Genomic DNA, 12,785 nt, shown 5'->3' with positions numbered 1-12,785 from the left:
GGACATCGACACGCCACCGCGTTCGCCGGCCACCTCGCAGCGGATCTGCCAGCGCCCGCCCAACTCCTCGTAGAGCGCGTCGGTGAGCACCGCCGAGTGGTCGGCCATCATCTTGGCCAGCACGGTGGACTTCACCGTCAGCACCAGCATGTCGCCGTCGAGTTCACGGACGACCGCGTCGCGCATCAGGGCCGCGATCCGCTTGTTGGTCCGGTTGACCTTGCCGACCACGTCGGGCCAGACCCGGCGGACCGCGACCGCGTCCAGCGCGGCGGCCGGCGCACCCGGTCGGGGCGGCTCCGGCGTCGCCGGATCGGGCAGCACCGCCGACGGCGGCACCGCGCGGCGTGGGGCCGCAGAGCCATCGGGCGCACCAGCACCGGCCGGCGAGACGGGTGCGTTCCGGCCGGCGGGTGTCGGCGCGACGGTCGTCGCCGACGCACCGGGTGACGCCGGGATCGGCGAGTCGGCGGGCGAGGCCGGCGAGTTCGGAGTCGCGGTGCCGGGAGACGGGGACGCCGTCGGGTCGACGTTCCACGGCGGTGCGGAGGTCGGGGCGGCAGCCGGCGCCGGGGCTGCGGCAGCCGGGACCGGGGTCGCTGGCTGTGGGCGTACCCCTGGGGTGGTTCCTGGGGTGTCGGTGCCGGCCAGGGTGAGCCGGCGTTCCATGCGTTCCAGGCGCTGGAGCAGGCCGCCTGTGGAGTCGTCGACGCCGGGCAGCAGCATCCGGGCGCAGATCAGCTCCAGCAGCAGGCGGGGCGCGGTGGTGCCGCGCATCTCCACCAGGCCGTCGTGCACGATGTCGGCGCAGCGGGAGAGCGTGGCCGGGCCGAGCTGGGAGGCCTGCGCGGCCATCCGCTCTATCTGGTCGGCCGGGCCGTCGATGAGGCCCTTCGCGGCGGCGTCCGGCACCTGCTGGAGCACGATCAGGTCGCGCAGCCGCTCCAGCAGGTCCGACGCGAACCGGCGCGGGTCGTGCCCGGCCTCGGCCACCCGGTCGACTGTGGCGTACGCGGCGGCGCCGTCCCCGGCGGCCAGCGCGTCGCACATCTCGTCGATCAACGCGGCGTCGGTGACCCCGAGCAGCGCGGCGGCCCGGGCGTAGGTGACGCCCTCCGGGCCGGCACCGGCGATGAGCTGGTCGAGCACGGAGAGGCTGTCCCGGGCGCTGCCGCCACCGGCGCGGACCACCAGCGGGAAGACCGCCGGCTCGACGGCGACGCCCTCGGCCTGGGTGAGCTGCTCCAGGTACGGGCGGAGCACCTTCGGCGGGATCAGCCGGAACGGGTAGTGGTGGGTCCGCGACCGGATCGTGCCGAGGACCTTCTCCGGCTCGGTGGTGGCGAAGATGAACTTGACGTACTCCGGGGGCTCCTCGACGAGCTTGAGCAGGGCGTTGAAGCCCTGCGTCGAGACCATGTGCGCCTCGTCGATCACGTAGATCTTGAAGCGGCTGCTGGCCGGCGCGAAGAACGCACGCTCGCGCAGCTCGCGGGCGTCGTCGACACCGCCGTGGCTGGCCGCGTCGATCTCGATCACGTCGATCGAGCCGGCCCCGTCGGTGGCCAGCGAGCGACACGACTCGCACTTGCCGCACGGCTCCGGGGTGGGGCCCTGCTCACAGTTGAGCGAGCGGGCCAGGATCCGGGCGCTGGAGGTCTTGCCACAGCCACGTGGGCCGGAGAAGAGGTAGGCGTGGTTGAGCCGCCCGCTACGCAGCGCCTGCGACAACGGCTCGGTGACGTGCTCCTGCCCGATGACCTCGGCGAAGGTACGCGGCCGGTACTTGCGGTACAGCGCCAGCGTCACTCGTCCCGCCTCCTCTCGACCGAGCCATTCTGCGCCGGTCCGGCGCGGGTGACCACCCACCCCGCCGAACACCTTGGGTTACCCGGGGTTGCCGCGCGCGGGACACCCCACAACGGCGACCTGGAGTGGATCGAGGGCTCCGGAGACAAAAAGGCCTCCCGTGCACCCGGCAGAGCTCGCTTATCCTTGCTGCCTTCCGGCCCTGGGGAGGTTCACGAGATACCGCCGCACGGGAGGTGACGCCCAGCCTACCCGACCGCCCGTCGATCTTCAGGGGGTGGTGGGGTGGCCCGGCCGACGGAGGCCTGTATCCTGGCTCGCGGAGGATTCGCCTAGAGGCCTAGGGCGCACGCTTGGAAAGCGTGTTGGGTTTACACCCTCACGAGTTCGAATCTCGTATCCTCCGCTCGCGGAGCAGCAGGAACGCCCAGCAGACCGATAACAGGTCGGCTGGGCGTTTTTGCTGTGGTCTCATCGACGTCATGCCGGAGACCGCGTGGGAGTGGGACGAGACGTTGTACGCGGGTAGCGCCAGCCACTACAGCGTCGGTCGGTGGGACTACCCGCCGGAACTCGCCGAGGCCGTCGACACGGCGCTCGACCTGGACGGCACCGGCCGGCTCCTCGACGTCGGCTGTGGGCCGGGCTCGTTGACGTTGCTGCTCGCGCCCCTGTTCGAGGCGGCGGTGGGAATCGACGCGGACCGCGACATGCTCGCCGAGGCCCAGCGCCGCGCCGGCGATGTCGGGGTCACAAACGTCGAGTGGCGGCACCTGCGCGCCGAGGATCTGCCGGCCGACCTGGGTACGTTCCGGGTGGTCACGTTCGCCCAGTCGTTCCACTGGATGGATCGACCGCTGGTGGCCCGGCGGGTCCGCGACATGCTCGCGCCCGACGCTGCCTGGGTCCACGTCGGCGCGACCACGCACCAGGGCGTGGCCGGTGACGATGCGCTGCCGTACCCCCGCCCGCCCTGGCGGCGGATCGACGAGCTGGTTGCGAGCTACCTGGGGCCGATCCGCCGGGCCGGGCAGGGGTGGCTGCCCGGAGGCACCGCCGGAGGTGAGGAGGAGGTCATGCGCGCGGCGGGCTTCACCGGTCCCACCCGGATCACTGTCGAGCAGGGCATGGTCGTGGAACGTCCGGTGGACGAGGTCGCCTCGGCGGTGTTCTCGCTGTCCAGTTCGGCACCGCACCTGTTCGCCGACCGGCTCCCCGCCTTCGAGGCGGACCTGCGCAGTCTGTTGACGGCGGCGGCCCGGGACGGCCTCTTCGCCGAGCGGCGACGCGACATCGAGGTCGTGATCTGGCGGCCCTGACGGTCGTCAACCGCGGGCGCGCGCCCAGGAGAGGAAACGCTCGGTCAGCCGGGCCGGGTCGATGTCGGTGAGCTGTGCGCTGGCCTCGGCCTGGAGCGTCGCCAGGTAGACGGTCAGCGCCAGCCGATCGTGCCGGTACTCGCCGAGCAGCCGCAGCTTCGCCGCCGAGCAGGGCCAGGCGATGCCGCACGCCCGACATCGCCAGGTGGGTCGGGTCGGCAGGTGGTCCCGGTAGCGACGGCTCACGAGCCGGCGCCGACACCATGCCGAACGCCCCCGCGCACGGCAACCGTGGGCGCCGGCGCCGCCGGTGACACCCACTTCAACCCCTCTACCAGGACGAACAACGTCCGTCGCGCTACCGCGTCGCCCTTCAGACCCAGTTCGTACGCGTCGATCCACAGCCATCCGTAGTAGGTAGGCCAGTCGAGGACCCGGATCACCCGGACCACGATCGGCCGCACGTACTGCGGGCTTGCGGCACGGGTCAGGCGCAGAACGTCACCCGACGCCACCTCACGCACGGCCATCGGCCTATCCCCTCGTCGCTGGAAGGGGCCGCCCCTGGGTGCTCGTCCACGGGGCGGCCCCGTACGAACGCGTCCGCCGGGTTGGCCCTGCCGAACGCGCCATCTGCAACCACCCTGCGAAGCGTGACGAGACATCAACAGCCCGTAGAGGTTATGGTCGGAAGACATTCCGAACATCCGATGGGAACCGCAGTGAACGACGCGTTACGGGCTGCCCTGGGCGACACAGGACACACGATCGAGTCGCTTGCGGAATATGTTGGAGTGGATCCGAAGACCGTTGCGCGCTGGCTGAACGAGGACCGGATACCCCATCCCCGGCATCGGGAGATCGCGGCCAACGCGCTTCGCCGGCCCATTGGAGACATTTGGCCGGACACCACGAGACGTCGTGACCTCATTTGGTTCCGGCCGTGGCAGGAGATCGAGCGTGAGGCTGTCGCGTTGCGGTCGTACCAATCGGTCGTACTACCCGGTCTACTTCAGACAGAGGCGTACGCCCGAGCCGTACTCGCGGGTGCCGACGTCATCGCCAGAAGCGACATCGAGCGGCACCTCGCCTCTCGGCTGGCTCGGCAGAGCATCCTGTCGCGTGACGACCCGCCGCAGTTCACCGCCGTCGTTGACGAAGCGGTGTTACGACGGCCGGTCGGCGGGCGCGCGACCATGCGCGAGCAACTTCAGGCGCTCCTCGTCGCATGCCAGGCCCCACACGTTCGCGTGCACATCGTGCCGTCGTCAGTCGGCGCGTACGCTGGCCTGAACGGTCCGTTCGTGATCGCCGTGGGACCGGAACACCGGACAGCGGGTTACCTCGACAATCAGCTTCAGGGACAAGTCGTCACCGACGCCGAGGACATCGCGGCGGTACTGAGGGCATGGGAGAACGTGCGCGGTGAGGCGCTCTCCCACTGGCAGTCGGTCGATCTACTGACGGAGATGGCTGAGACATGGAACTGACCGGCGCGCGCTGGCGCAAGAGCAGCCGCAGCAGCGGCAACGGCGGAGACTGCGTCGAGGTCGCCGACAACCTGCCCGGCGTCGTCGCGGTACGCGACTCAAAGGATCCTCACGGGCCTGCGCTCACCTTCACCCCGCCCACCTGGCGCGCTTTCGTCGCACAGGTTCCGGCGAAGATTGACAGCGTTCAGTAGCACGAGAGCTCATCACGGAAGTGGCGGAGTCATGGAGCTGAACGGCGCGCGCTGGCGCAAGAGCAGCCGCAGCAGCGGCAATGGCGGCAACTGTGTCGAGGTCGCCGACAACCTGCCCGGCGTGGTGGGCGTACGGGATTCCAAGGACCCGACCGGCCCGGCGCTCGCCTTCGCGCCGGCGGCCTGGCGGACGTTCGTCACCCAGCTCGCCCGGAGGGCGTGAGCGGCACTCGCGAGCATTGATCATCCGGCGGACACGACCTAGCGTTGCTGGATGCGACAGCGACGTATTGCGGGCACTCCAGTCGAGGTGACGGAGCTGGGCTTCGGCGGCGCCGCGATCGGCAACCTGTACCAGGCGGTGGACGACGACGATGCCGTGGCGGCCGTCGACGCGGCGTGGGATCGCGGCATCCGGTTCTTCGACACCGCCCCCTACTACGGGCTGGGGATGTCCGAGCGTCGTCTCGGCCGCGCTCTGCGGGGTCGGCCCCGGGACGAGTTCGTGGTCTCGTCGAAGGTGGGCCGTCTCCTGGTGCCGAACGCCCGGCCGACCGGCCAGGGTGTGGACGTCTTCGACGTTCCCGACGGCGTACGCCCGGAGCGCGACTACAGCCGGGACGGCGTACTGCGGTCGATCGAGGCGACTCTGGAGCGCACCGGGCTCGACCGGCTCGACGTGGTGTTCGTGCACGACCCGGACGACCACTGGCCGCAGGCCGCCGACGAGGCCATGCCGGCCCTGGCGGAGCTGCGCGACCAGGGTGTCGTCGGCGCGATCGGCGCGGGGATGAACCAGTCGGCGATGCTCGCGCGTTTCCTGCGGGAGACGGCGGCGGACGTCGCCATGCTGGCCGGCCGGTACACGCTGCTGGAGCAGGACGCCCTCGACGACGTCCTGCCGGCCGCCGTCGAGCACGGCAAGAGCGTGATCGCGGTGGGGGTCTTCAACTCGGGGCTGCTGGCCCGTGAGCGACCCGGACCGGACGCCAAGTACAACTACGCGGACGCCCCGCCGCAGGTGGTGGCGCGGGCCACGCGAATCGCCGAGGTGTGCGAGAAGCACGGCACCACACTTCCCGCGGCGGCCATCGCCTTCCCGTTCGGGCACCCGGCGGTGGTCAACGTGACGCTCGGCGTACGCACGCCCGACGAGGTCGCGCGCAACACCGACCTGCACGTCGGCGATGTCCCGGCCGGGCTGTGGAAACAGCTCCGGGCCGAAGGGCTGCTGCGCGCCGACGCCCCCGTGCCGTCGGCCTGAGCACCGGTACCGTTTCAGGGGCCGGCGGACCCGGAGCCCGTCGTACACATGTTCTATCCACAGGCTGTGGACGGCGGAGGGCCCGATGAGTTACCAGCTCAGCGCGGTGGTCGCGGACGCGGACCTGCTCCGCGAGCAGACCGCCGAACTGGATCACGCGGTCCTCGGTGAGCTGCGCCAGGATTTCGCGTTGCTGCCGGTCACCCCGCAGTTGGTGGTCGAGCTGACCGGATCGCTGCCGGATTACGCGGTGGACGACCGCAGCGCCGAGCAGCCGTTCGGCCTCGTTCTGTCGCCACCGCTGGTCGAGGTGCTGGTGGGCTGGTCACGGTCGGGGCCGGTGGCGTACGTGGAGGCGGAGTTCGGCGGTGGCACCGGCCACCAGTCGGCGGCGGTGTGGCTCGGTGGATCGTTGTCCTGGGGTCCACGGTTCGACGACGTCTTCGACGCACCGCGGGAGCAGTGGCCGATCAACGAGGCGTTGACCCGGCTCGGCGTGGAGCGGGGTACGTGGATCGACCCGTTCGCCGAGCTGGGGTTGCACCTGGAGCGGAACACCGCCGGCTGGCTGGCGCACGGACGCCGTCGGCTCAGCGCCGACTACTGGGACGAGCTGGTCGAACAGTGGGAAAATCAGTAATCCGTCGCCGGGCAGCAACCTGAACGCTCCCGTCCCGTTGGGGACTGGGGGATTCCATGAAATTGCGACAATTCGCGTTTATTACCGCGCTGATGACGGCTGCCTCGATCGCCGGCAGCGGCGTACCGCCAACCGGGCCGAGCCCGGACGGCAGGCCCGCCGGCAGCGTGGAGACCATCGACCTGAACGGTCTGAGCAACATCGAGTTCGGCGACACCGAGGACGAGCTGGCCCGCCGGGGCGTCCTGCGTACCGGCCTGGACACCTGCGGGCCGATGCTCACCGAGCACGACACCGTCAGCCCGGTCTTCATCGAGGACAGACTGGTCCTGCTCTGGGTCGACGACCCGATGCGGACACCGGAGGGCATCGCGGCGGGCTCACCCGTCGAGCAGGTCTGGTCCCGCTACCGGTCGGTGACGCGCCTTCACGCTCCACAGGGGACGCACCGGCTCGACGGGCTACTGGCCCGCAGCGGCGACCGCGCATACCTGTTCCTGCACGACGGGCGCACGGTCCGAAGAACCATCGCGGGGTACGCCGACTGGGCCCGCCGCCTCTTCGACGAGGGCGTCGGCCCCTGCTGATCGACCCGTCCCAGCCGGCCCGACAAGCCGATTGTCCGCGATCGACCACCGTGAAATCATCTTCCCACTCGCGCAGATCGCGCGACCAAAACGGGGGGACATCGTGCGTACAACCGTGCCCTATCCACTGTGGAGACACCTCGCGAGATGGGCCGCCGTGGCTGCCCTGAGCCTCACGGGGGCGGGCCTGCTGGCCGGCCCCGCCACCGCCGCCCCGACGGCCGACCCGTCGCCGCGACCGACACTGACGACCGGGCAACCCCCCGCCGTCACCGCACCCTCGAAGCCAGCACCCGCGACTCCCGCTCCGAGCCGGGCCACCGCGGGCCCGACGACTGTCGTCAGCCCCTCCGCCACCTGCGGCGGGCAGCTCCCGCTGGGCAAGGTCAAGAACTGCGCGTCGATCACCGGCACGACACAGCAGAATTGGACGATCACCTCGACGGTCGACCAGGACACCCTGTACATCCGGCTCCGAGCGGTCTCCGGTGACGGTGTCGGCGCACAGGTCAAGGGCCCCGATGGCGCACCCGTCTGCTACGTCGGCCCGTACCTCACGGAGTGCAAGCTCGGCCCCGCCGGCACCTACACGGTCGCGGTGAAGCTCAGCTACGGCACCGGCAAGGGCGCCTACTCCCTGTCGGCGGAGTCGATGCGGACCCCGTCCACCTGCGCCAACCTGCCCGAGAGCTTCTTCTCCTTCACCTCCACCGGTCGCAGCGGCACCCTGCCCGCCGGCCTCGCCGCCCGCTGCTTCACCTTCAAGCAGCCAACCGGCGCGGTCCTGCACCTGGCCGACCCGGGCGGCGCCGAGGACATCCAGGGCAGCATCCTGGACGCCCAGTTCCAGCCGATCTGCTCGGTGCGGTACCCCACAGAGTGCACCCTCCGCGAGCCCGGACCGTACCGGCTCTTCCTGGAGGAGACCTACGGCAACAAGGCCGCCTACACCCTCAAGATGCCCCGGATCTCGCAGTCGGTCGGCTGCCCGGCCCTGCCCCTGACCGCGTTCGGAGACCCGGGCGCGGCGGTCGGGACCGGCACCGTGCCACCGAACCAGGGGATCAGCTGTCAGTCGCTGCGGGTCACCACCCCCGGCCCGCTGGTCATCCGGATGGAGCAGTACGCGAACCAGTACCTCGACTGGCGGCTGTACGACGACGCCGGACAGGTGGTGTGCACGGAGTACGACTCCTGGCGCTCCTGCGCGGCGCCGACGGCCGGTGCGTACACGCTCGTGTCGCAGAACTGGAACTGGGAACCGGTCACCTATCAGGTGGCGGTGGCCCGCCTCGACCAGGCCGAAGGCTGTGCCGCCCCCACCGGGCTCAACTGGGACCAGCCGGCCCTGACTGTGCACCAGACCTCACCGGTGCAGACCAACTGCCAGCCGTTCCACGGCGAGGCCGGCGAGCGGGTGATGGTCTACCGGGCTCCGGACCGGTACAACGAGGTCGCCTCCTGGATCGTCGACGAGCAGGGCGGCGTGCTGTGCACCGAATGGTCGGAGCAGGACGGGTGCGTACTGCCCGCCACCGGGACCTACCGCGTCGTCTCCTACCTGGTGAACTGGGCCGACGACAGCGAGGACCTCACGTACAAGGTCCAGGTCCGTCGACTCTCCGACGCGGTCGGCTGCCCGACCGTCACCCCGGGCACGTACAACTCGGCACCGGCCGGCGCCCTCGGTGGCATCCGCTGCCGGACGCTGGACCTGCCCAGCGCCGGCGTGTACCGGGTCACGGCGGTGGACGCGGAGAACTACCGGTCGTACGCCACCGTCTACGACTCCGCCGGCGTCAAGGTCTGCACCGACACGTGGTGCGAGATCCCGGCGGCCGGGAAGTACACAATGGTGCTCAGCGGGGGCGTGCCCAACGTGGTGATCGACAACGACTTCCGCTACGCCGTCGCGCTGCTGCCGTGGAAGCCATCGGATTGCACGCCGGTGTCCGACACCGGCTGGCAGGACGCCCCGCACCGGGGCACGTTCGAGGCCGCTGGGCAGCACAACTGCCTCCAGCTGCCCAGCCCGACGGGGGCTCACGTCGCCGAGTTGCTGGCCGGCGACGTGACCGCTGCGACCTCGCCGGAGATCAGTGTGCTGAACGCCGCCGGCGAGCAGGTGTGCGACTACTCCTCGCTGCGTCAGTACAGCTGCGAGCTGACCGGCGAGGCGCCCTTCTCCGTGCTGCTCACCGCGGATGAGGGCGAGCCCAACGCCTCGTACGCCGTGGGCTTCGCCCGGACCGACGGGCCGCCGGCCTGCCCGGTCCTGCCCGGGGACGCGGACGGTGCCACGGTGACCACCGGAGCGGACCGCTTCGCGGTCTGCTTCACCGTTCCGGCCGACCAGCGCGCCAGCCGGGAGAGCTTCACCTGGACGCGTACCGCCGGCTCCGGTGACGCCCGCATGTCGGTCTTCGACAGCCAGGGCATCCGGTACTGCGGCCCCACCGGCCAGGCCGTCGAACGGACCCTCACCTGCACCCTGCCCGCCGGTCCGGTCACGGTGCTCCTGGAGACGGATGCCGTCGACGCCTCGTACCGGTTGACCCACCGGGACGCCAGCTAGCGGCAGCTCTGAAACGACGAACGCCCGGTGCGATCCTCACGGATCGCACCGGGCGTTTTCGCATCTCACTGGCGGTGGCGGCGGGATTTGAACCCGCGGAGGGCGTAAACCCTCACACGCTTTCGAGGCGTGCTCCTTAGGCCACTCGGACACGCCACCGCCGACGAGGGTACAGGACCGCCGGTTCGGACGCCGAACCGGTATCGCCGGAGCCGGCCTGGCAGGATCTTTGCCATGAGTACGCACATCGGCGCGAAGCCGGGCGAGATCGCCGAGCGGGTCCTGATGCCGGGTGACCCCCTGCGGGCCAAGTGGATCGCGGAGACCTACCTCGAGGGCGCCACCTGCTACTCGACGGTTCGGGGCATGCTGGGTTTCACCGGCAGCTGGAACGGCGTCGAGGTTTCCGTCCAGGGCTCCGGCATGGGCATGCCGTCCGCCTCCATCTACGCCCACGAGCTGATCAACGAGTACGGCGTGAAGACGCTGATCCGGGTCGGCTCCTGCGGTGCGCTGAGCACCGACCTGCAACTGCGCGACGTGGTGGCCGCGATCGGGTCGTCGACCGACTCGAACATGAACCGGATGCGCTTCGACGGGCTGATCGACTACGCCCCGGTGGCTGACTTCGGGCTGCTGCGTACGTCGGTCGAGGTGGCCGAGCGGCGCGGCGTCACCATGCACGTCGGGCCGATCCTGGCGGCGGACGCCTTCTACACGGACCGGCCGGACCTGTACGACACGCTCGCCGACTACGGCGTGCTGGCGGTGGAGATGGAGTCTGCGGCGCTCTACACGATCGCGGCCCGGTTCAAGGCTCGGGCGTTGACCGTGCTGACCGTCAGCGACCACATCAAGACCGGTGAGAAGACCACGTCTGAGGAGCGGGAGCAGACCTTCAGCCAGATGGTCGAGATCGCCCTGGACACGATCATCGCCTGACCCGGCACCACAACGAGCGTGATGACTGTGTGGCATAAATATGCCGCAGAGTCATCACGCTCTCTGCATTCGGCCCGCCCGAGCCGGGCCGTTCTCAGCGGAAGAACGCGCGCAGGACGGCGGCGGTCTCGGTCTCCAACACGCCGCCGTAGACCTCGGGGCGGTGGTTGAGCCGGCGGTCGCGCAGGACGTCCCAGAGGGAACCGGCGGCGCCGGTCTTGGGCTCCCAGGCGCCGAAGACGACGGTGGAGATCCGGGCCAGCACCAGCGCGCCCGCGCACATGGTGCACGGCTCCAGGGTGACCACCAGGGTGCAGCCGTCCAGTCGCCACCGACCGACGCGCTCGGCGCCCCGGCGCAGGGCCAGCACCTCGGCATGCGCGGTGGGATCGCCGGACAGTTCCCGCTCGTTACGCCCGATCGCCAGCTCGCTGCCATCCGGGCCGTAGAGCACCGCGCCCACCGGAATGTCATCGACCGCATCGGCACCCACGGAGGCGGCCGGGCCGGTGACGGCGACCTCCAGGGCCCGGCGCATCCACAGCTCGTGCCGCTGCCGCCGGCCGAGGTCGCCCGGGTCGGCCAGGTCCTCGTGCGCGCCCGGTCCGGCTCGACCCACCGCGCCGGGGGTCGGCTGCCCCGGCCGGATCATCTCCAGCGACGGGTCGGTGGCGTCGGCCGGCTCAGACCTCACGCAACTCCTCGACCTCGTCGACGCAGCCGAGCACCTCGCAGATCTCGGCGGTGACGTCCGCCGGGAGCATCCCCTCGTGCGTGCACAGGGTCAGCAGCTTCTGCGCGGAGATGCCCAGGTTGGCCAGCAGGTCGGCGTCGCCCACCGGGTCGGCCTCCGGGTCGACGACCGGTTGTTCGGTCTCGTCGTCGCCGCCGGCCGCCGGACGGGGTTCCTCGTCGCCGTCGAGGCCGGTGACCGAGGTCTTCAGGTCGCCGACCAGCAGCGAACCCAGCCGGGACTCCTCGGCGAACGCCGAGTCCGACCCGAACACCCGCAGGTCCTCGCCCTCGTCGAGGCGCAGGATCACCAGATACGCGTCGTCGGCCTCGACGAAGAGCAGCGACACGTCGGCCTCCTGGTCGACGTCACGCAGCCGGTCGGCGACCTCGTCGATGTCGGTGGCGCCGCGCAGACTGACCTCGGCGGCGGTCCAGCCGCTGTCGTCGCGCACCACAGCCGCAGCGAAGTACGACACGGTCCCCCCAATAGCCCCTCGGCACAGCGCCGACTCGTTACGCGTGCACGTTAGCCGGTCGGGTCGGCAGGCGACCGGTCAACGCCCCGACGGGCCGGTCATTCCTGACAAAGTCGGATCAGCCGGCTACCCGACGGCGGGTGGCGATGAGCTGGCGCAGACGCTCGGTGCGCTGTCGCTGTGGCCGACTGCGCTGGCGTACCGCCCGGGCACCCGCCAACTCGGCGAGCAACTGCAGGCGGCGGCGGCTGCGATCCGGGTCCTGCCGCGGGATGGTCCAGGCCATAGCGCCGAGCGTGCCGAGTCTCGACGGCCACGTCAAGACGGCGTTCGCTACGCAGCCAACCGGGCACACCGCGCAGTCAACGGCGACACGGTCACCACAGCGGCCAGTCGCCACTGGTGGCCCACCGGACCGCCACCACGGCGGCGGCGATACTCCAACCACCGGCGGTCACGATGGCCACCCCGGTGGCCACCCCACGGTCGCCGTGACGGATCAGCACCAGGGCGGTGATCCAGGCCAGCAGGCCGGCGAAGACCGTCCACCACGCGTAGCTCGGTACGTCGGTGCCGAGCAGGCCGAACAGGAGCAGCCAACCGGCCGCCGCACCACCGCCGGCGGCGACACCACCGCCGGTGACCGGGTGCGGTTCGCGGTAGGTGGGTCGGGCCGGCGGGCCGGCCGGGAAGAGCCCCGAGGGTGCACGCGGCACCGGGCGGGCGGCGCCGGGATCCGGGACGGGGTCGGGTC

At 70.9% G+C, this 12,785-nt stretch carries 16 protein-coding genes, 2 tRNA genes and 1 other RNA gene; 10 read left to right on the top strand and 9 right to left on the bottom strand.

The window, feature by feature from the left end; all coding sequences use genetic code 11:
- Both FHG89_RS29270 and ffs read right to left on the bottom strand, forming a co-directional pair.
- On the bottom strand, nucleotides 1-1,809 hold a 1,809-nt coding region (locus tag FHG89_RS29270), incomplete at its 3' end, for a DNA polymerase III subunit gamma and tau (RefSeq protein ID WP_139587635.1).
- A 149-nt stretch (nucleotides 1,810-1,958) separates the two neighbouring features.
- An RNA gene (gene ffs, locus FHG89_RS29265) (signal recognition particle sRNA small type) lies at nucleotides 1,959-2,048 on the bottom strand.
- A gap of 82 nt (nucleotides 2,049-2,130) precedes the next feature.
- Here ffs and FHG89_RS29260 point away from each other — a divergent pair.
- Nucleotides 2,131-2,215, top strand: a tRNA-Ser gene (locus FHG89_RS29260).
- A gap of 76 nt (nucleotides 2,216-2,291) precedes the next feature.
- Complete coding sequence (locus FHG89_RS29255) at nucleotides 2,292-3,128, top strand: class I SAM-dependent methyltransferase (protein ID WP_139587634.1); 837 nt, start codon at nucleotides 2,292-2,294, stop codon at nucleotides 3,126-3,128.
- A gap of 6 nt (nucleotides 3,129-3,134) precedes the next feature.
- Here the strand turns inward: FHG89_RS29255 and FHG89_RS29250 are convergent, their stop codons facing one another.
- Nucleotides 3,135-3,374 carry a flavin reductase gene (locus tag FHG89_RS29250; protein WP_139587633.1) on the bottom strand — a complete coding sequence of 80 codons (240 nt, stop codon included), beginning with the start codon at nucleotides 3,372-3,374 and terminating at the stop codon, nucleotides 3,135-3,137.
- Entirely contained in the window at nucleotides 3,371-3,658 is a 288-nt protein-coding gene (locus FHG89_RS29245; RefSeq protein ID WP_139587632.1) for a hypothetical protein, read from the bottom strand. Before FHG89_RS29245 ends, FHG89_RS29250 begins: the two co-directional genes overlap by 4 nt.
- A 192-nt stretch (nucleotides 3,659-3,850) precedes the next feature.
- Between FHG89_RS29245 and FHG89_RS29240 the strand changes: the two genes are divergently transcribed.
- The 7 genes from FHG89_RS29240 to FHG89_RS29210 all read left to right on the top strand — a co-directional run bounded on the left by FHG89_RS29240 (nucleotide 3,851) and on the right by FHG89_RS29210 (nucleotide 9,878).
- On the top strand, nucleotides 3,851-4,618 hold the full coding sequence (locus FHG89_RS29240) for a helix-turn-helix domain-containing protein (protein ID WP_139587631.1): 768 nt from the start codon (nucleotides 3,851-3,853) through the stop codon (nucleotides 4,616-4,618).
- On the top strand, nucleotides 4,609-4,812 hold the full coding sequence (locus FHG89_RS29235) for a DUF397 domain-containing protein (RefSeq protein ID WP_139587630.1): 204 nt from the start codon (nucleotides 4,609-4,611) through the stop codon (nucleotides 4,810-4,812). The genes FHG89_RS29240 and FHG89_RS29235 overlap by 10 nt, the downstream gene beginning before the upstream one ends.
- Before the next feature lie 31 nt (nucleotides 4,813-4,843).
- Nucleotides 4,844-5,035: a DUF397 domain-containing protein gene (locus FHG89_RS29230; protein WP_139587629.1), complete on the top strand. Its 192-nt coding sequence runs from the start codon at nucleotides 4,844-4,846 to the stop codon at nucleotides 5,033-5,035.
- Nucleotides 5,036-5,086: 51 nt separating this feature from the next.
- Entirely contained in the window at nucleotides 5,087-6,076 is a 990-nt protein-coding gene (locus FHG89_RS29225) for an aldo/keto reductase (RefSeq protein WP_139587628.1), read from the top strand.
- Nucleotides 6,077-6,161: 85 nt separating this feature from the next.
- Complete coding sequence (locus tag FHG89_RS29220; protein WP_139587627.1) at nucleotides 6,162-6,716, top strand: hypothetical protein; 555 nt, start codon at nucleotides 6,162-6,164, stop codon at nucleotides 6,714-6,716.
- 92 nt (nucleotides 6,717-6,808) lie between these two features.
- Nucleotides 6,809-7,303, top strand: coding sequence for a hypothetical protein (locus FHG89_RS29215; RefSeq protein WP_208761153.1), 495 nt, complete (start codon nucleotides 6,809-6,811; stop codon nucleotides 7,301-7,303).
- Nucleotides 7,304-7,460: 157 nt separating this feature from the next.
- Complete coding sequence (locus FHG89_RS29210; RefSeq protein ID WP_139587625.1) at nucleotides 7,461-9,878, top strand: hypothetical protein; 2,418 nt, start codon at nucleotides 7,461-7,463, stop codon at nucleotides 9,876-9,878.
- A gap of 69 nt (nucleotides 9,879-9,947) precedes the next feature.
- On the opposite strand, the gene FHG89_RS29205 is transcribed toward FHG89_RS29210, so the two are convergent.
- Nucleotides 9,948-10,037: transfer RNA gene (locus tag FHG89_RS29205), tRNA-Ser, on the bottom strand.
- 75 nt (nucleotides 10,038-10,112) lie between these two features.
- On the opposite strand from FHG89_RS29205, the gene deoD reads away from it, so the two are divergent.
- Nucleotides 10,113-10,820, top strand: coding sequence for a purine-nucleoside phosphorylase (gene deoD / locus FHG89_RS29200; protein WP_139587624.1), 708 nt, complete (start codon nucleotides 10,113-10,115; stop codon nucleotides 10,818-10,820).
- Between the two features lie 94 nt (nucleotides 10,821-10,914).
- On the opposite strand, the gene FHG89_RS29195 is transcribed toward deoD, so the two are convergent.
- The 4 genes from FHG89_RS29195 to FHG89_RS29185 all read right to left on the bottom strand — a co-directional run bounded on the left by FHG89_RS29195 (nucleotide 10,915) and on the right by FHG89_RS29185 (nucleotide 12,747).
- Entirely contained in the window at nucleotides 10,915-11,472 is a 558-nt protein-coding gene (locus FHG89_RS29195) for a nucleoside deaminase (protein WP_139587636.1), read from the bottom strand.
- 31 nt (nucleotides 11,473-11,503) lie between these two features.
- Nucleotides 11,504-12,031 carry a tRNA adenosine deaminase-associated protein gene (locus tag FHG89_RS29190; protein ID WP_139587623.1) on the bottom strand — a complete coding sequence of 176 codons (528 nt, stop codon included), beginning with the start codon at nucleotides 12,029-12,031 and terminating at the stop codon, nucleotides 11,504-11,506.
- 118 nt (nucleotides 12,032-12,149) lie between these two features.
- The gene (locus FHG89_RS33155; protein ID WP_167517552.1) at nucleotides 12,150-12,317 is read right to left on the bottom strand and encodes a hypothetical protein; all 168 of its coding nucleotides are present in this window, start codon (nucleotides 12,315-12,317) and stop codon (nucleotides 12,150-12,152) included.
- A gap of 91 nt (nucleotides 12,318-12,408) precedes the next feature.
- On the bottom strand, nucleotides 12,409-12,747 hold the full coding sequence (locus FHG89_RS29185) for a hypothetical protein (protein ID WP_139587622.1): 339 nt from the start codon (nucleotides 12,745-12,747) through the stop codon (nucleotides 12,409-12,411).
- Nucleotides 12,748-12,785: the final 38 nt, after the last annotated feature.

It is taken from the genome of Micromonospora orduensis, assembly GCF_006228125.1.
Lineage (GTDB): Bacteria > Actinomycetota > Actinomycetes > Mycobacteriales > Micromonosporaceae > Micromonospora > Micromonospora orduensis.
The sequence above is the reverse complement of the archived record's forward strand: the minus strand, read 5'-3'. Positions and strand labels throughout refer to the sequence as shown.